19 protein-coding genes are annotated in these 18,137 nt (G+C 29.9%); 14 read left to right on the forward strand and 5 right to left on the reverse strand.

Annotated elements, in window-relative coordinates; genetic code table 11:
* Positions 1–86: 86 nt before the first annotated feature.
* The 4 genes from RWQ74_RS05325 (at position 87) to RWQ74_RS05340 (ending at position 4,148) form a co-directional block, all read left to right on the forward strand.
* Positions 87–1,034, forward strand: a complete 948-nt coding sequence (locus RWQ74_RS05325; RefSeq protein ID WP_314397241.1) for an HD domain-containing protein — start codon at positions 87–89, stop codon at positions 1,032–1,034.
* A gap of 106 nt (positions 1,035–1,140) precedes the next feature.
* The gene (locus tag RWQ74_RS05330) at positions 1,141–2,127 is read left to right on the forward strand and encodes a hypothetical protein (RefSeq protein WP_314397242.1); all 987 of its coding nucleotides are present in this window, start codon (positions 1,141–1,143) and stop codon (positions 2,125–2,127) included.
* A gap of 81 nt (positions 2,128–2,208) precedes the next feature.
* Positions 2,209–3,270 carry a hypothetical protein gene (locus tag RWQ74_RS05335; RefSeq protein WP_314397243.1) on the forward strand — a complete coding sequence of 354 codons (1,062 nt, stop codon included), beginning with the start codon at positions 2,209–2,211 and terminating at the stop codon, positions 3,268–3,270.
* Positions 3,271–3,272: 2 nt separating this feature from the next.
* Positions 3,273–4,148, forward strand: a complete 876-nt coding sequence (locus RWQ74_RS05340) for an LD-carboxypeptidase (RefSeq protein ID WP_314397244.1) — start codon at positions 3,273–3,275, stop codon at positions 4,146–4,148.
* 131 nt (positions 4,149–4,279) lie between these two features.
* Here RWQ74_RS05340 and RWQ74_RS05345 read toward each other — a convergent pair whose 3' ends face one another.
* Positions 4,280–5,143, reverse strand: a complete 864-nt coding sequence (locus RWQ74_RS05345; RefSeq protein ID WP_314397245.1) for an NAD(P)-dependent oxidoreductase — start codon at positions 5,141–5,143, stop codon at positions 4,280–4,282.
* A 162-nt stretch (positions 5,144–5,305) separates the two neighbouring features.
* On the opposite strand from RWQ74_RS05345, the gene RWQ74_RS05350 reads away from it, so the two are divergent.
* From RWQ74_RS05350 to RWQ74_RS05365, 4 genes are all read left to right on the forward strand, one after another.
* Positions 5,306–6,208: a 1,4-dihydroxy-2-naphthoate polyprenyltransferase gene (locus RWQ74_RS05350; RefSeq protein WP_314397246.1), complete on the forward strand. Its 903-nt coding sequence runs from the start codon at positions 5,306–5,308 to the stop codon at positions 6,206–6,208.
* Between the two features lie 87 nt (positions 6,209–6,295).
* A complete protein-coding gene (locus tag RWQ74_RS05355) occupies positions 6,296–6,802 on the forward strand; it encodes a YceD family protein (RefSeq protein ID WP_314397247.1) in 507 nt (168 codons plus the stop codon).
* A gap of 32 nt (positions 6,803–6,834) precedes the next feature.
* Positions 6,835–7,011, forward strand: coding sequence for a 50S ribosomal protein L32 (gene rpmF, locus RWQ74_RS05360; protein ID WP_003147267.1), 177 nt, complete (start codon positions 6,835–6,837; stop codon positions 7,009–7,011).
* 224 nt (positions 7,012–7,235) lie between these two features.
* Positions 7,236–8,342, forward strand: coding sequence for a Gfo/Idh/MocA family oxidoreductase (locus RWQ74_RS05365; RefSeq protein WP_314397248.1), 1,107 nt, complete (start codon positions 7,236–7,238; stop codon positions 8,340–8,342).
* Positions 8,343–8,407: 65 nt separating this feature from the next.
* On the opposite strand, the gene asd is transcribed toward RWQ74_RS05365, so the two are convergent.
* The 3 genes from asd to thrC all read right to left on the reverse strand — a co-directional run bounded on the left by asd (position 8,408) and on the right by thrC (position 11,926).
* Positions 8,408–9,484 carry an aspartate-semialdehyde dehydrogenase gene (asd, locus tag RWQ74_RS05370; protein ID WP_314397249.1) on the reverse strand — a complete coding sequence of 359 codons (1,077 nt, stop codon included), beginning with the start codon at positions 9,482–9,484 and terminating at the stop codon, positions 8,408–8,410.
* Between the two features lie 88 nt (positions 9,485–9,572).
* Positions 9,573–10,454 carry a homoserine kinase gene (thrB, locus tag RWQ74_RS05375; protein ID WP_314397250.1) on the reverse strand — a complete coding sequence of 294 codons (882 nt, stop codon included), beginning with the start codon at positions 10,452–10,454 and terminating at the stop codon, positions 9,573–9,575.
* Entirely contained in the window at positions 10,454–11,926 is a 1,473-nt protein-coding gene (gene thrC, locus RWQ74_RS05380; protein ID WP_314397251.1) for a threonine synthase, read from the reverse strand. Before thrC ends, thrB begins: the two co-directional genes overlap by 1 nt.
* 255 nt (positions 11,927–12,181) lie before the next feature.
* Here thrC and RWQ74_RS05385 point away from each other — a divergent pair, with 255 nt between their 5' ends.
* The 3 genes from RWQ74_RS05385 to RWQ74_RS05395 all read left to right on the forward strand — a co-directional run bounded on the left by RWQ74_RS05385 (position 12,182) and on the right by RWQ74_RS05395 (position 15,479).
* Complete coding sequence (locus tag RWQ74_RS05385) at positions 12,182–13,336, forward strand: homoserine dehydrogenase (protein ID WP_314397252.1); 1,155 nt, start codon at positions 12,182–12,184, stop codon at positions 13,334–13,336.
* A gap of 124 nt (positions 13,337–13,460) precedes the next feature.
* On the forward strand, positions 13,461–14,768 hold the full coding sequence (locus RWQ74_RS05390; protein WP_314397253.1) for an aspartate kinase: 1,308 nt from the start codon (positions 13,461–13,463) through the stop codon (positions 14,766–14,768).
* Between the two features lie 72 nt (positions 14,769–14,840).
* The gene (locus RWQ74_RS05395) at positions 14,841–15,479 is read left to right on the forward strand and encodes an NAD(P)H-dependent oxidoreductase (protein ID WP_314397254.1); all 639 of its coding nucleotides are present in this window, start codon (positions 14,841–14,843) and stop codon (positions 15,477–15,479) included.
* A gap of 52 nt (positions 15,480–15,531) precedes the next feature.
* On the opposite strand, the gene RWQ74_RS05400 is transcribed toward RWQ74_RS05395, so the two are convergent.
* Positions 15,532–16,167: a YigZ family protein gene (locus RWQ74_RS05400; RefSeq protein WP_314397255.1), complete on the reverse strand. Its 636-nt coding sequence runs from the start codon at positions 16,165–16,167 to the stop codon at positions 15,532–15,534.
* A gap of 154 nt (positions 16,168–16,321) precedes the next feature.
* On the opposite strand from RWQ74_RS05400, the gene RWQ74_RS05405 reads away from it, so the two are divergent.
* The 3 genes from RWQ74_RS05405 to RWQ74_RS05415 form a co-directional block, all read left to right on the forward strand.
* On the forward strand, positions 16,322–16,639 hold the full coding sequence (locus tag RWQ74_RS05405; RefSeq protein ID WP_314397256.1) for a PadR family transcriptional regulator: 318 nt from the start codon (positions 16,322–16,324) through the stop codon (positions 16,637–16,639).
* Positions 16,632–17,240: an HAAS signaling domain-containing protein gene (locus RWQ74_RS05410; protein WP_314397257.1), complete on the forward strand. Its 609-nt coding sequence runs from the start codon at positions 16,632–16,634 to the stop codon at positions 17,238–17,240. Before RWQ74_RS05405 ends, RWQ74_RS05410 begins: the two co-directional genes overlap by 8 nt.
* Positions 17,233–18,137, forward strand: a 905-nt coding sequence (locus RWQ74_RS05415; RefSeq protein WP_314397258.1) for a DUF4097 family beta strand repeat-containing protein, incomplete at its 3' end; no start/stop codon positions are given. The genes RWQ74_RS05410 and RWQ74_RS05415, both read left to right, overlap by 8 nt.

The raw sequence follows: 18,137 nt of genomic DNA on the forward strand, positions 1-18,137 counted from the left end.
AATTACCGAATTTATTTGAATTTTTTTGTGATACAAAGTAAAATATAAGATGGATATAAAATATACTAGAAAGAAGGAGTGAGGAAATGTTCATAAATGAGTTTAAAACTGATCAAGAGATTAGTATGTTTTTATTATTGGATAATGTAGTACGTGGAATTGCTACTAGTGGGAAAGCGTATTTAACACTTTATCTAAAAGATAAAACAGGAAGTATTGATGGTAAAATCTGGGAAGTTAAAGAAGAAGATAGTGAAAATTTAAAAGCTGGTAAGATGATTTATGTAGAAGGAACTTTACTAGATTATCGTGGAAAATTACAACTAAAAATCAGAAACTATAGAATAGCTACTGATGAAGATAATATAGATATTCAAGATTATATTCAAATCGCACCAGTACCGAAAGATGTAATGATAAATGAATTGAATTATTTCTTAAAAGAAATCGGAAATGATAATTTAAGAACAGTTACTATTGAGTTACTAAATAAATATAAAAAACAATTTGTTAGTTATCCTGCAGCTAAGTCTATGCACCACGATTTTTATTCGGGATTAATTTATCATACTACTACAATGTTGAAAATAGCAAAAGCTTTAGTAGCTATTTATCCATCACTGAATAAAGATTTATTATATAGTGGGATTATCTTACATGATTTAGGGAAAACTATTGAGTTAAGTGGACCTGTAGGTACTACTTACACATTAGAGGGAGAGCTTCTAGGGCATATTGTTATTATGAGTGATGAAGTAGCTCGAATGGCTGATAAATTAGGAATTGAAGCTGAAGAGATTACACTTTTAAGACATATGATTCTTGCTCATCATGGTAAATATGAGTTTGGTTCTCCTAAATTACCGATGATTAAAGAGGCAGAAATTATTCATTTTATCGATAATATTGATGCAAGAATGATGATGTTCGAGAAAAATTTAGTGAATGTGGAACCTGGAACATTTAGTGATAAATTATTCGGTTTAGAAGGAAGACACTTCTATGTGCCAACATTTGATAGAGAAAATAATTAAGGAAAAGAGAAAAGATATGAATAAAGGAATGTAATATTTATTAGGTTTTGTTGCGATATTTATTGCAGCGGTAATATGTGTATTTGGGATTATCAAATATGAAGAAATGCGCGAAAATTCAACTTCCAACAATAGTGAGAACTTAGGTAGTGTAGATGGGAAAAAATTAGATAAAGAGACAACGATAATTATTGAGAAAATATCTTCTTTAAATGATATTGATGCACTTAATGATGCACTTAATTCAGAATTACATTTATCTCAATCAGTTGTTGATATACTTAAAAAGTATGCACCATCTGTTTATTATACGGTTGATAATAGTGAAGGTTATGATAAAATTTATTTCCGTTTAGGTGGATATTTAGCAGATCGCAAGGTCAATGGAATTAATGAAATTATCGGTTCTTATAAGGTTGATGGTGGAAAATTAACATCAACAGGTGATGATTTAGGAAAAATTGGTTCTAAAATTAATAATAATGATAAATTAAAATGGAATAATTTAAATTTAGATAATAAAGAGCATGACAAAGGTGCTGCAAAGGCAATTGCTGATAAGTACTTTGCTGTTGGTCTAGGTGGTGGATTAGCCAGTATGTTAGGTATTTTTGCATATTCATCTGATTTTAGTAAGCATGTTAGAGATGCTCAATTAGGACTTACTATTGTACCAATGTCATTGGCAGAAATCACTGATATGTATAATGCTGCATCACCGGATATATTTAATGCAGATCAGGTTTATAAAAAAGTTTCTGTACTAAAACAAGCTAAGTATAGAGAAGTTGATGATAGCTATAAAGGTAATGAATCTAAGTATAATAAGAGTATCGGTAATGGAGAGGTTATTTACTTCAAAAAAGATAAAATGTATCTAGCAGCATTTGGCGGAATTGGTGGTGCTATGGGAATGACCTTAACAACACCAGATAAATGGATTGAAGAAGGGGATAGAATAATAATTCCATTAATAAACAATTTTGAAGGTGGAAAAATTAAAGGACAAATAGTTCTTCGCCTAAATAATAAAAAATATGAAGGCGGTCAAAGCCGTTCTAAATACTATATTGAAAGTCGAACAGATAATTAATATTTTAAAAAAATAATTGAAAGGATGGGATTTATTCCTGTCTTCTCATATATATAAAGAGAAATAAGGAATTTGAAGAGTATGAATAAGAAAATAAAATATATATTAGGTTATGGAGCAATACTAATTTTAGCGATATTGTGTACATATGGTCTTATAAATTATGATATGTTAAAAAATAAAGTTCAAGTAAATAATAGTCAAAATTTAGGAAGTGTAGATGGGAAACAAATTAGTAAAGAAACTACAATTATTATCAAAAAACTATCAACACTTAATGATTTAGATGCTTTAAATTCTGAATTAAAACTTTCAGATGCTGTTCTAACAGAGTTGAAACAATTTTCACCAACTATAAGTTATGCAGTAGAAAAAGAAGGAAATGAAGATAAAATCATTTTTAAACAGGGTGGCTATTATAATAAATTTAAATTTGAAAAAGTAGATAAAATTATTGGGGTGTATAAAGTTAAAGATGGAAAGGTAGAGAATACAGGTGAAAAATCTGAAGAGGCTACTTCAAAGTATAAAAAAACAGATTTAACTTGGAAAAATTTAGATATTAAGAACACAGAACATAATAAAGAAGTTGCTTCAAAATTTGCAGAAATTACAGCAAATATATTAGATGGAAAATCTAAAGATATAGATGCGTCATTAATAATTTCACAATTTTCTGATCCACAAAAACATATTAAAATAGATAAAATGATGTTAAATCATATTCCTATGAAATTAACTGAGATAGTAGATGGATATAATGCTTTACAATCAGAGACAGTTGATACAGATTATGTGATGAATAAGTTAAAAAACTCTCAATATTTAACTTATAGAGAAATAGATGATAATTTAACAGGAAATGAAGAAAAGTACTCAAAAGTTTTAAAAGAAGGGGAGTTAATCTTCTTTAAAAAAGATAAGATGGTGCTTGCTACTTATCGAGGACATGGATCGATATTCTTAAATGGACCTAGTAAGCCTGATATGTGGAAAATCGAAGGGGATAAGATTACAATTCCAATTTCCACTTCTGTAAGTGATCTTTCATATAAAGGCAAGTTAGTCCTTCGACTAAATAACAAAAAATATGAAGGTGGACAGAGTAGATTCAAATATTATGTAGAGAGTATTAGTAAATAATGATGTTGAATAATAATGATAAGATAGCGTTGGTAGTATGCTCAAATGGAAAAAATATTGAAGATAAAGATAAATTAAAAAAATTAGAAAGTATTTTAGTAGAGATGGGTTTAGTGTCTGTCTTTACTAAATATATCTATAAAGATAAGTTTGGACGCGGAGCAAAATCAGAAGTTCGAGCTGAAGAGTTAATGTCCTTTTATAAAAATAAAGAGATAAAAGCAATTTTTGATATTTCTGGTGGGGATATTGCAAATGAAGTATTAGATTATTTAGACTATGATGTAATAAAAAGAAATTATAAACCTTTCTTTGGTTATAGTGATCTAACAACAGTTCTGAATGCTTTGGGAAGCCAAACAAATGAAGTGAATTACTTGTATCAAATACTAAATATTATTGAGAGTACAGGAATCAGAGATAGCTTTGAAGATACTTTTATGAAAAATGAACAGACTTTATTTGATGTGAAATGGAAATTTCTGCAAGGAAGTAGAATAGAAGGTGAAGTAATCGGAGGAAATATTAGATGTTTCTTGAAATTGGCTGGAACAAAGTATTTTCCAGAAGCGGAAAATAAAGTGTTGTTTATAGAAGGATTAGGAACTTCTATAGAGGGATTGGTTACACATCTTTCACAGTTAAAGCAGATTGGAGTTTTTGATAAAATTTCAGGATTATTAATAGGAACTTTTACAAAAATTGAAAAAGAAATTTCTGTAGAGAAACTATTTGAACTTGTTCAAGAGTATATTCCATCTTCTTTAGCGGTAGCTAAAACACAAGAAGTTGGACATGCAAAAAACTCTAAAGCACTAAAAGTTGGAGAGGAAATACATATTAATGATGAAGTTGACCCGAAAGGTCGTAAATTTTAAAAAAGTGTATATGATAATCCATAGACGCAGTGGTTTATTGATATCTAAATCGCTTTATAAAAGCTTTTTAGATATCTAATAAACTGTGCGGGGGTGACTCGATAAAATCAATTTTTGAGTCACTCCCTTTTTTATAGTTTATACCATTTTGAAATTGCTTGAGTTCCGTTTGTGTTACGAACTTCTTCCTCTAATTCGTTGTAAATTTTATATGCTGTCTCAAGACCCGGTAGTTTAATGTTCATTTTTTCACATTCTTCTAAAGCTAATTTCATATCTTTAATAAAGTGATGAGTAAAGAATCCAGGTTTGAAATCTTCATTCAAGATACGTGGTCCGTATGAAGTCATTGAGAAGCTTCCACCTGAACCTGTTGATACGGTCTTGAAGAATGAGTCTAAGTCTAAACCAACTTCTTTGGCGAATTTAAAGCTCTCAGCGATAGAAATCATAGTTGTGGCTATTGCAATCTGATTGGCAAGTTTTGTATATTGCCCTTTACCAGCTTCACCAAAATATGTAATATTTTTACCTAATTTTTCAACTAGTGGAAGAACAACTTCTTCGAATACTTTTTTATCGCCACCAGCCATAATTGATAGAGTAGCATTTTTTGCTCCGACATCTCCACCTGTTACAGGAAGATCGAGTGCATATGCACCAACTTTTAGAAATTCATTACTAATTTTTTCAGCTAGAGTAGGAGAAGAAGTAGTCATATCTACAAATACTTGACCTTTTTTAGCTGTTGTAATAAGTCCATTTTCACCCAAATAAACTTCTTCAACATCTTTAGGGTAACCTACCATTGTAAATACTACATCAGCAAATTTAGGTGCATCTTTTACTTCGTTAAGAAGTGTAGCTCCACGACTTACTAAGTTATCAGTTTTACTCTTTGTTCTGTTGTAAACGAAAAGTTCATGACCAGCATCCATAAGGTGACCAGCCATACTTTCGCCCATAACTCCAGTTCCAATCCATGCAATTTTCATAGGGAATGCCTCCAATAAATAGTTTTATGTTCTTTAATTATATCATAAATCGATGAAAACGTTATGCTAAATGATTATAGAATAGTAGGAAAGAAATTTAATATCATAGCACTTCAAAATATGGTATAATAATCAAGGTAAGAAGATCACTAGGAGGATGTTGTGAATAAAAGTAAATTAAAAGAATTTTTCATGTGTACAAGACCACATAGTTATCCAGCATCAATAGCACCAGTTTTATTTGGAGCTACTTATGCTTTAGGATATGAGATTAAGTTTTCGATTTTAAAATTTATTTTATTTTTACTGGCATGTCTGTTGATTCAAGCAGCAACTAACTTGTTTAATGAATACTATGATTATAAGCATGGTTTGGATAAAATAGATTCTGAGGGAATTTCTGGTTCGATAGTGAAGGGGAATCTAAGTCCTCGAGAAGTTATGGTAGGTGCGTTGGTATTATACGCTCTAGCTTTTATACTAGGATTAATTCTAACTTTTATGACTAGTCTTTATGTACTATTAGTAGGGTTAGTGTGTATGCTTGCCGGCTATTTTTATACAGGTGGAAAGTATCCTATAGCTTATTCTCCTTTTGGGGAAGTTGTTTCTGGATTTTTTATGGGGACAATAATTATTTCTTTATCGTTTTACTTCCAAACTGGAAATGTAAATGCTGATATTATTGTCGTTTCACTACCGTTATTTATCATGATTGGAGCTATTTTATTAGCGAATAATATCCGTGATTTAGACAATGATAAGGAATCAGGAAGAAGAACATATGCGATATTAGTAGGAAGAAATAATGCGATTAAAACAATGGCAATTAGCTTTATCGTAGTATATTTATTAAATGTTTTATTTATAATTACTAAATATGCTTCATGGTGGAATCTACTAGTGTTTGTTACTATTCCTTTAGCGATAAAAATAATTAAAGGTTTTAGTGAGAATAATCACAAAAAAACAATGGCGCCATTCATGGTGTTAACAGCTAAGTTAACGATTTTTGTAGGATTTATAATGTCGTTAGCAAATATACTGAAATATTTAATGAACTAAAAAAAATATAAAAAGAGTCAACTTTTTTTGTTGACATCTTAAAGTAAAAGATATATAATAAATAATGTGTTTATGAGGTGATATTTAATGAAATGGTTAAGATCTTCGTTATTCAAAAATAATAGTGATACTTTTGTTTTTGAAGAAAATATAAATGTTAAAGTAGAACACTATGATAACTCTCTAAAAGATATTAGAGACGTTGTTGTTAGTGGAAAATTAACTCGAGGTGGACAAGATAAAATCTATGCCGATCTATTAATTAAAGGAAACTTCGAAATGATTTCAGGAAAAACACTTAAAGAAGTGGTTGTTCCATTTGAAATCGAAGAAAGAGAAGAATACGTTGATAAATCTGTATTTGCAGGCGAAGAGGTATTCGACGTTAATCTAATGGATATGTATATTGACTTAACACCTTTAGTAAATGAGCTTATAATTTTAAATATTCCAATAACTACTTCTGATGAAGAAGAGTTAGAAATGGTTTCTGGTAATGACTGGGAAGTGGTTTCTGAAGAGTCTTTAACTGATGTTAAAGAAAAGAAAGAATCACCATTTGCGGCTCTTAATGGATTATTTGAAGAACAATAAGAATTATTTAAAATAATTGGAGGAAATTAACTATGGCAGTTCCTTTTAGAAGAACATCAAAAACAGCTAAAAGAAAAAGAAGAACTCACAAAAAACTATCTGCACCATCAATTACTATCGATGCAACAACTGGTAACTACGTAATGGGTCACCGTGTTGATAGAAAAACTGGTATGTACAAAGGTAGACAAGTTCTAGACGTTAAATAATTTAAATATTACCAAACCCTAAGGAGGTGTCCTTAGGGTTTTTTTATGTTTAAAATTAAGTTAAGTAAATGAAATATATGAGACTTGCATTTAAAGATTTAAATTTATATTAAAAATGAACAGAAAATAAATCTTTAAATTTGTATTAGTAAGTTGTATAATAAATATAAGGATATAGAATATTATTTCTTAATTGTTTAGGAATATGAAAAGGGGATTTTAATATGACAAATTATGGAATTGTTGGAACAGGTTATTTTGGTGCAGACTTAGCGCGTTCATTAGAGAAAATAAAAGATGCGAAGGTGACTGCAGTTTTTGATCCGGAAAATGGAGAGAAAGTTTCTAAGGAACTTAGTGCAAAGAATTGCTCATCGTTGGAAGAGTTGGTAGGTCTAGATGATGTGGATTGCGTTGTTGTAGCGACACCTAGTAATTTACACCGTGAACCTGTAGTGTTAGCGGCTAGAAATGGAAAACATGTGTTTTGTGAGAAACCAATTTCTTTATCGTATGAAGATTGTAAGGTTATGGTTGAGACTTGTAGAGAAAATAACGTGATTTTTATGGCGGGTCATATTATGAATTTTTTTAATGGAGTACGTCACGCAAAAGAATTGATTAAGCAAGGGAAAATTGGGGATGTAATATTTTGTCATGCTGCAAGAACAGGATGGGAAGAAAAACAAGAAACTGTTTCTTGGAAAAAAATTCGATCACAGTCTGGAGGCCACTTATATCATCACATTCATGAACTTGATTGTATTCAATTTATTATGGATGGTCTACCGGAGCAAGCAACTATGATAGGCGGAAATGTATGTCATGTCGGTGAAAATTTTGGTGATGAAGATGATTTCTTAATAGTTAATCTGGAATTTTCTAATAAACGATATGCAGTACTTGAATATGGGAATGCATTTAGATGGGGTGAACATTATGTCCTTATAGAAGGTACCAAAGGTGCTATAAAATTAGATTTATATAATACTAAAGGTACTTTAAGAGTAGTGGGAGAAGGAGAGAGTTATTTCTTAATCCATGAATCAAAAGAAGAAGATGATGATAGAACGGCTATTTATACAGGTAGAGGAATGGACGGAGGAATAGCTTATGGAAATCCTAATGTACGTTGTCCACTTTGGTTACAAAGCTGTATAGATAAAGAAATGTTGTATTTGCATAACATTTTGAATGGAGAAAAAGTATCAAAAGAATATGAAAAACTATTAAATGGTGTCGCAGCTCTAGAGTCAATTGCGACTGCTGATGCATGCACATTGTCTTTAAAAGAAAATAGAAAAATAAAGTTGAGAGAAATAGTAAAATAGAAACTAAGAGACCAATAATAACAAATACTCCAAGAGAAGTTCTCCTGGAGTATTATTTTATAATACTAGTCTAAGTATCCTAATTTTTTAATTAGTTCTGCAGTTAAAACAGCTCCACCAGCTGCTCCACGTAATGTATTGTGAGAAAGTCCTACGAATTTGTAATCGAATAGGTTATCTTCGCGAAGGCGTCCTACAGTAATTTGCATACCTTTTTCGTTGTCACGATCAAGTACTGGTTGTGGACGATCGTTTTCTTCATAGTATTTAATAAATGGTGATGGTGCTAATGGTAAGTCGTATTTAGCAATTTCAGGAACATGATTTTTAATTTTTTCAACTAAAGTTTCTAGTCCAGGGTTATTTTCTAAATTGAATGATACACAAGCAAGGTGTCCGTCAAGAACCGGAACACGAATACATTGAGCTGAAAGTTTCATAGAATCATCTGGAACGATTTTCCCATCAACTACTTTACCGAAGATTTTAAGTGGTTCTTTTTCACTTTTTTCTTCTTCCCCACCGATATAAGGAATGATGTTCTCTACCATTTCAGGCCACTCGTTAAAAGTTTTTCCGCTTCCTGAGATAGCTTGATATGTGCAGATAGATGCTTCTTTAACACCGTACTCTTTAATTGCTTCAAAGATAGGTACATAGCTTTGAATTGAACAGTTAGGTTTTGTAACGATGAATCCTTTTTTAGTTCCAAGACGTTCTCTTTGCGCGGGAAGAACATCTAGGTGAGCTGAGTTGATTTCTGGAATGATCATCGGTACATCATCTTTATTTCTGTTTGCAGAGTTGTTTGAAACAACAACTACTTCGCGTTTAGCATAGTCTTCTTCAAGTTTGATTAAAGCTTCTTTATCCAGGTTGATAGCACAGAATACCATATCAATTCCTTTAGAAACTTCGTCAATTTTGTATAAGTCTTCAACAACTAATTCTTTAGTGTATTCAGGTACAGCGTGGTCTAATTTCCAACGGCTTTCCATAAGTTCTCCATATTTTTTACCAGCAGAACGAGGTGATGCTGCTAATTTAACTACGTCAAAGTATGGGTGATTTTCTAATAATACTAATAGTCGTTGACCTACCATTCCTGTTGCCCCAAGTACGGCTACTCTTGATTTTTGCATAATAAATTTCTCCTTTATTTATATAAAATTATTTCAAAATGAACTCCCTCTTTGTAACGAAAGAAGAAGTTCTAATATTTATAACATATTAATTTAGAACTATTGTTCCTTCTTTATCAACTTTTAATAAGATGGCTTGCCAGTTGTATTTTAATTTAGCAAGTTCAGTTTTTATTTTTTCAATATTGTTAGTATTGCTAACTATATTCATAAGTGTAGAACCACTTCCAGAAATGAAAAATGCAGAACTATCAATCTTCTCACAGATTTCTCTTACTTCATGATATTCATGTATTATTTCTTTTCTATAAGGTTCATGGATTTTATCTCCCATAACCTTTTTAAGAAGATCTAAATCATAAGTTTCAAATGCCTTAATAACCGATCCGATACGTGATAATGAGTAGATTGCATCTTGAAGCTTAATTTCTTTTGGCATTACTTTTCTAGCTTCTTCAGTAGAAGTTTCGAAGTTTGGAATTAATGCTAAGAAATTAAATCTTTCATCAACCTCGTATCTTACAGTTACCGCTTCTTTACTATCAGTAGTGCAAGATGAGCTTAGACTTCCAAAAATAGCTGGCGAAACATTATCAGGGTGCCCTTCGATTTCGTTAGCTATTGTAAAGATTTCTTGCTTATCAATAGGTGTGTCAGTTAATAAGTATGCACCATAAATTCCAGCAACTACACATGTAGAGCTACTACCTAAACCACGGCTAATTGGTACATCATTTTTGATAGATATTCTAACACCAGAAATATCCTTGTTTAATTTTTTTAGTGTAGTCAGTAATGTTTGATATACTAGGTTATTTTCATTTGAAAAACGTTCTTCAAATCCTTCAAATTCAAGCCCACTATCTAATTTCTCGAATTTGAATGTAGTGTAAAGTGTCAAAGCTATACCAAGGCTATCAAATCCACATCCAACATTAGCTGAAGTTGCGGGTACACGAACACTTACCATTATAAATCACCTAGTTTCTCTAAGATGTATTTTTTCATGTCTTCTTTATTAATTACATCTTTATGTCTAATTTCTTTTTTATCAAGATCTCTTAAGTTCTCAGGGATAACTACTTTAGTTTGCTCATGAAGTTTGTTCATAAGAGTAAATTCGTCTTCACCTTGAGTTTCGAATAGAGAAGAGTAGACACTTTCTGTGAATTTATATGGAGATGCTGTTGACAGTACAATGCTAGCATGTCCATTATCTAAGTTTTCAAGAAGAACCTTATAGGCTACTGCAGTGTGTGTATCTAATAGGTAGTTATCTTTTTCATAGATAGCTTTGATAGTTTCTTTAGTTTGTTCATCATCAGCAAATCCAGCTTGGAATTTATCTTTAATCTTAGTCAGTACATCACCAGTAACTTCGAAACGCCCAGTTTCTTTTAAATCTTTCATAAGCTTAGCGATATATTCATTATCACAACCGCTAACGTAGTAAAGTAGACGTTCTAAGTTACTAGAAATTAAGATATCCATACTTGGTGATACTGTTTTTAAGAAGTCTCTGTTCTTATCATATACACCAGTTGTTAAGAAATCATAAAGTACATTATTGTTGTTGCTTGCACAGATTAATTTGTTAACAGGTAAACCGATTTGTTCAGCATAGTAACCAGCAAGAATGTTACCGAAATTACCAGTAGGTACAACAAAGTTTACTTTATCATTTAATTTAATTTTATTTGTATTTACTAAATCTAGGTATGAAACAACGTAGTAAACTACCTGAGGAATAAGACGTCCGATGTTGATTGAGTTTGCACTTGATAACTTAATGTTTTTAGAAAGTAGTTCTTTTTTGAATTCTTCATCAACAAATAGTTCTTTAATTCCACTTTGAGCATCGTCAAAGTTTCCGTGAATTGCACAAACTTTTGTATTATTTCCTTCTTGAGTTTGCATTTGTGTTTTTTGTACTGTACTTACACCATCGTTAGGGTAGAAAACCATGATTTTTGTTCTATCTACATCTTTGAAACCTTCTAATGCTGCTTTACCAGTATCTCCACTAGTCGCAGTTAAGATAAGAATATCATTTTTATCTTCTACTTTTGTTAAAGCAGTTTTTGTTAGTTGTGGAAGAAGTGATAGACCAACATCTTTAAATGCACTAGTAGGTCCATTGAATAATTCAAGGATATGTCCATCTTTTAATTCCACTAGAGGAGTGATGTTTTCGTGAGAGAATTTTCCTCTGTAAGCTTGCTCAACACAATTTTTTATTTCTTCATCACTAAAATCGACAAAAAGTCTTAGCACTGCTTCAGCAACTTTGTAATAACTTTTTCCGATTAGTTTTTCTAAGTCTAATTTATTCTTTCCTAAATCTCTTAAAACGAAAAGTCCACCTTCTTCACTTAAACCTTGAAGAATAGCTTCACTTGGATTTAATTTTCTATTAATATCTCTTGTACTTTCGTAAATCATTTAAAATCTCCTTGCTTTATCGTTGTATATATGATACAATGTTCTTTGTAAAAATACAAGTGTTTTTTATAAAAAGAACCTTAAAATTTTTTATAACTATAATTTTACACCAAAATAGGTTATAAAAATAGTCAAAATAGTCAAAAAATGAAATTTTTTGAAAATTCTTGATATTGAATAATTGACATGGGAAAAATACTTGATAAACTTTTAAATATAATTGAAAATAAAAATTGAATTTAGGAGAAAATAATTATGAAGATAGCGATTTTAGGATATGGAACTGTAGGTAGTGGAGTTTATGAGATAATAACAAATGGAAATACAGAGGAATTAAAGAAATTAGAAGTGAAGAGTGTTTTTGCTAGAAGCCGAGATAAAATGCATTTAGCTACTGATGATATTAATGAAATTATTAATGATGAAGAAATATCAGTAGTTGTTGAGTGTCTTGGAGGACTTAATCCTGCGTATGACTTTATTAAAAGATCATTAGAGAATGAAAAACATGTTGTTACAGCTAATAAGGCTGTTGCAGCAAAATATTTAGATGAATTTGTTGAATTAGCTGAGAAAAATAATGTGAAGTTTATTTTTGAAGCTAGTGTAGGTGGAGGAATTCCTTGGCTTGTAAACTTAGAAAGAACTAGACGTGTTGATGAAGTAAAACGTGTATATGGTATCTTCAATGGAACAAGTAATTTTATTCTTGATAACATGTATAGAAACGATCAAGAATTTGATTCTACATTAAAAACAGCACAAGATTTAGGTTATGCAGAAGCTGATCCAAGTGCTGATGTTGATGGTGGAGATGTTGTGAATAAGATTATCTTAAGTAATGCACTTGCTTTTGATATTCATGTTCAACCAGATTTTCCTACATATTCTATGAGAAATATTACTAAAAATGATATTGACTACTTAAAGCAATATGATTTAGCTGTTAAATATATTGGAGAAACAAATGTAGAAGGTGGTAAGTATGAAACTTCTGTAATGCTGTCTATATTTGGGAAAGAATCTCAAGAGGCTGCTGTTCCATTAAATAACAACATTATTTCTTTAGATGGATCATTTATCGGTGAACTTAAGTTTTATGGACAAGGTGCAGGGAAATTCCCAACAGGAAATGCGATTGTTCAAGATATAGTAGACATTAATGAAGGTTCAACAAGGGTTGATGTTGTAATTAAGAACGACTTATCTTATTCAGAAGAATTAACTAGAAGAAATTATTTGGTTCGTTCATCTGTAGAATTATCAGGGGAATTGGTAGAAAGTGTTGAGCAATATAAAGGTAATTTCTATGTGAAAACAAAAGAAATTTCATTAAAACAACTTGCTGATTTAGTAGATGAAGTGAAAGAAAAAGATAGTAGTTTTGTTGTTGCTAAATTCCATAAATAATAAAATGATTATTGCGAATAAAATTTAGATTTTTCAGAAAATTTATTGATTTTTTTACAAATAGTTATATAATATATATTAGAAATAAAAAATATAAATAATACTAATAGAAAAAGGAGAAAAGATGGTAAGAGTATCAAAATTTGGTGGAAGTTCGGTAGCAAGTGCTGAACAGTTCAAAAAAGTTAAGAATATTGTGGAATTAGACGATGCACGTCGTTTTGTTGTAGTAAGTGCTGTAGGGAAAGCAAATAAAGAAGATAATAAGGTAACAGATTTATTATATTTATGTTATGCACATACTAAATATAATATAAATTTCGATAATATCTTTAAAATGATTGAAGATAAATTTGTAGCTATTAAAAATGAATTAAATTTAAGTTTTGATATCGAAGGAGAACTTGCTAAGTTAAAAGTAGAGATAAGTAAAGGAATCGATGAAGAGTACTTAGTGAGTCGTGGTGAATATTTAACAGCTTTATTAATGGCAGAGTATTTAGGCTATCACTTTGTAGATGCTAAAGACTTAATCTTTTACAACTATCAAGGTGAGATTGATTTTGAAAAAACTCAAGCAGCCTTTGATGCAATTGTAAAAGAATATGATCGTCTTCTTATTCCAGGGTTCTATGGAAGCAGACCAAATGGGGAAATTAAAATTATGACTCGTGGTGGAGGAGATGTTAGTGGAGCGATTGTTGCTAATATTGCAAATGCAAGTGTTTATGAAAACTGGACTGACGTATCTGGAATTCTAATGGCGGATCCTCGTATTATAGAAAATCCACATGAAATTAAAGTTATTAGTTATACAGAACTTCGTGAACTTTCATATATGGGTGCAAGTGTTCTTCATGAAGAAGCGATTTTCCCAGTTCGTGATAAAGATATTCCTATCCAAATTCGTAATACAAATGATCCAACAGCAGAAGGAACTATTATCTCAGATAATAAACACCTAGATGCGAAACAAATAGTTACAGGTATTGCAGGGAAAAAAGATTTCTCTATTATTACGATTAAAAAACGTCATATGGCAAATGAAGTTGGTTTAATTGGAAAAGCACTTAAGATTTTTGAAGACTTTAATGTTAGTATTGAACATATTCCTAGTGGAATTGACTCATTCTCAGTAGTTGTTGAAACTGGTAATGTGAGACCATTTATTCATGAGTTAGTAGCTAAAATTAAATCTGTTTTAGAAGCAGACGAGATAAATGTAACTCACGAAATTTCACTTATTGCTACAGTTGGTGAGAAAATGAAAAATACAAAAGGATTATCTGGAAGATTATTCAAAGCATTAGGGGAAGCTGGGGTAAATATTGCATTGATTTCACAAACTAATGATGAAATTAATATTATTGTAGGTGTTCATAATAATGATTATGAAAAAACTATAAATACTATTTATTCAGAATTTAAATAATATCAATAGCTTCTTATCTTACTTTAGATGAGAGGCTATTTCTTACAATAAATTATTTTTTGAGGTGAAATTATGAAAATTTTACAGATTATGTGTCATCCTGATTATAATGGGGAACATAGAGTTTCTAATATTCTTGCTAAAATTGGTGAAGAGAAATTAGTTGAAAAAGGTTTTAGTAGTGTGGAAAAGATTAATTTATATGATCCGAGTGTTCATATACCAGTCATGGATAAGTTTATGTTCAATTATGAAGAAGAAAAATTAACAGAAAAAGAACAACATGATAAAATTCGGCAAAAAGAGATTCTAAATCAATGGAAAAGTACTGATGCAGTGTTTATTTATATGCCGCTTCATAATTTTAATGTAGTGTCAAAATTTAAAGATTACATAGATAATATTGTAATTGTAAATGAGACATTTAAATGTGAAGTAGAATCTTTAATAGGATTGGATGATTCTGATAAACAAATAACATTTGTTATAACTAGTGGAGGGGAATTTGATAAGCATATTCAATATACAAATTTAGACTTTGCGGTTCAGTATGTTAGAGGTATATTTGGTGTGCTAGGAATAGATAAAATTAAAGTTTTACGAGTAGAAGGACTAGATTTAGCATTTAATGATAAAGAACAAATTGTAAAAAAGGCGATAGTTGATTTAAAAGCATGGATAGAAGAATTTTCAAGAAAGAATAAAAAATAAACTAAGAAGGAATAAGAGACCGTTTAATTTGGTTTCTGCTTCCTTCTTATCTTTATTTAATATCAAATTCAAGTTGTTTTTCTTTAGAAGATAGAATTTTAAATTGACCATTTGTTAGATTAGAAATCCAATTTTCAAAGTTATCATAATCTTCTTGCATAACACAAATTGTATAAACGATTTTATCGGTATATTCTAGATTGTTTACAATAAAATTAGTTTTCCCAATTTCATATTCTATTTTTCCGTTTAGACTATAATCAAGTTCTAATCTAACTTCAAAAGCATTTTTTCTTTCTACTAATGTTGCATTTTTTAACGCGTTAATAACTCCACCACCGTATGCGCGGACTAAACCACCAGTTCCTAGCTTAGTTCCACCGAAATAACGTATTACGGTAGCACAGACATTTTTTATTTCGTTTTTTACTAGTACGTCTAACATCGGAGCGCCAGCAGTTCCACTAGGTTCTCCATCATCATTAGCACGAGTTATTTCATTATTATCACCAACTACATAACATGAGCAAACATGAGTTGCATCGTAGTGTTTTTTCTTCATTTTTTGAATAAACTCTCGAGCTTCTTCTTCGCTATTAATTCTTATAAGATGAGTAATGAATGTAGATTTTTTCTCTACAAATTCATCGTATGAATCTTCTTTGATTGTAATAAATTTTTTCGCCATAGTACCTCCTTTGTAATTTATAATTTGCTGAATTTACTATATTAATTATGATGTATTATAAATAAAATGTCAATAATTAGAATATATTTCTCATTATACTACTTGACAAATTATACTATGTAATGTATAGTATTATGTGAAAGGAGATATTTGTATGGAAGCTCAATTAAAAAGAGGTTTATTGGAAATATGTGTTCTTGCTACTTTACGTAATTCTGAATCATATGGGTATAAAATTATAAAAGATGTTTCAAATGTAATTCCTATATCGGAATCAACGTTATATCCAATCTTAAAACGCTTGGAAGCAAACGATTGTGTTACCTCATATTCGGTAGAACATAATAGTAGACTAAGAAAATATTATAAAATTACAGATGTTGGTCTCAATAAAATTCAGGAATTTCTTATCGACTGGAAAGTAATAAGTAATACACATAAATATATATTAGGAGATGAAAAACATGAATAAGACACAGTTTTGCGCTCTTTTAGGAAATAAATTAAAACCATATTTATCGTCAAAAGAGATGTATAAAACACTCAATTTTTTCGAAGAAATGATTGATGATCGTATTGATGAGGGCTTAAGTGAAGAAGAAGCTGTATCGCAATTAGGGGATATTAATATCATCGTTGATCAAATTTTAGATGAACATAATATTGGGAAAAAACAAACAAAACTAGTATGGAGGTTTATACCACGAAAAATCCCTACAGAGCTCGGCTTTATTATTACCGTATTATTATTTCCTGCTTGGATAACTATATTTTCTCTAATCGCTAGTCTTTTTATAGTTATTCTATCTATAATATTTAGTATTGTACTTTCTATTATAGCTATTTTCATTGGTGGAATCTTATTAATATTAAAATCTCCATTTTATCTTATTTACGAAAGAAATATTTCGTATTTCTTAGATACTTTAGGATTTGGATTTGTTATTTCAGGGGCTGGTTTAATTGGTATTGACTGGTTGATAAAAATATATAAAAAATCACGTCAAAATGGTATAAATATCAGAACAATTTTTGTGAAGATTTTCAAAAAAGAGGTGTATATAAATGAATAAATTTATAAAAATTTCTATTAGTTTTATAATTTTTGGACTAGTATTGATAGGATTAGCAACTTACTTAAATAATGGTCATATACCTAGATTTTCCTCTAATTTCGAGAAAAAGAATTATACTATCTCAATTAATGATGTTAAAAATTTAGATTTAGATATTATTGATTCTGATGTAACCATAGAAGAGAATACTGCTTCTAAAAATATGGAAATAGAATACTATACTGCTCTAGAACGTAAAGTTAATATAGAGCACATAGGAAATAAGTTATCTATAAAAGAAAATAAAAATATTGTGGGTATTAATTTTAATTTCTTTACTGAAAAAAGAAAACTTATTATAAAAATACCTAAATCTTCTAATATCGATATCAATTCAGTTAATAAAATAGGAGATTATTTTATCAAGAATCTAGATATTAAATCTCTTATAATTAATAGTGAACTAGGTGATGTATATATAACTAATATTTCAGCCTCAGATGCTGATATTAAATTAGCAACTGGAAATTTAAATATAGATAACTTAAATAGTAAAAATAATTCTCTAAAAATTAATGTTGCTACAGGAGATGTTAAATTAAATAATATTAATGATTTAAAAGATATTAGTGTTGATAATGAAACAGGAGATACAGAGTTGTCATCATCAACAATAAAAGATATTAATATAACTAATGAACTAGGAAATATTAAGGTAAGTAATCTTCCTAGTAAAAGTTCAGATAATATTAACTTAAAAACAACTACTGGTAATATTATTCTAAGTAATCTTACTGCAAATAATTCTATTACTCTTAAGTCAACAGAAGGTGATATTATAGCTGAATTAAGTGATGAAGAATCAAATTTTACAAATAGCTCAAATAAAAAGAAACAATTATTCACATCTTCAAA

The sequence above is a fragment of the uncultured Gemella sp. genome (genome assembly GCF_963525165.1).
Taxonomy (GTDB): Bacteria; Bacillota; Bacilli; order Staphylococcales; family Gemellaceae; genus Gemella.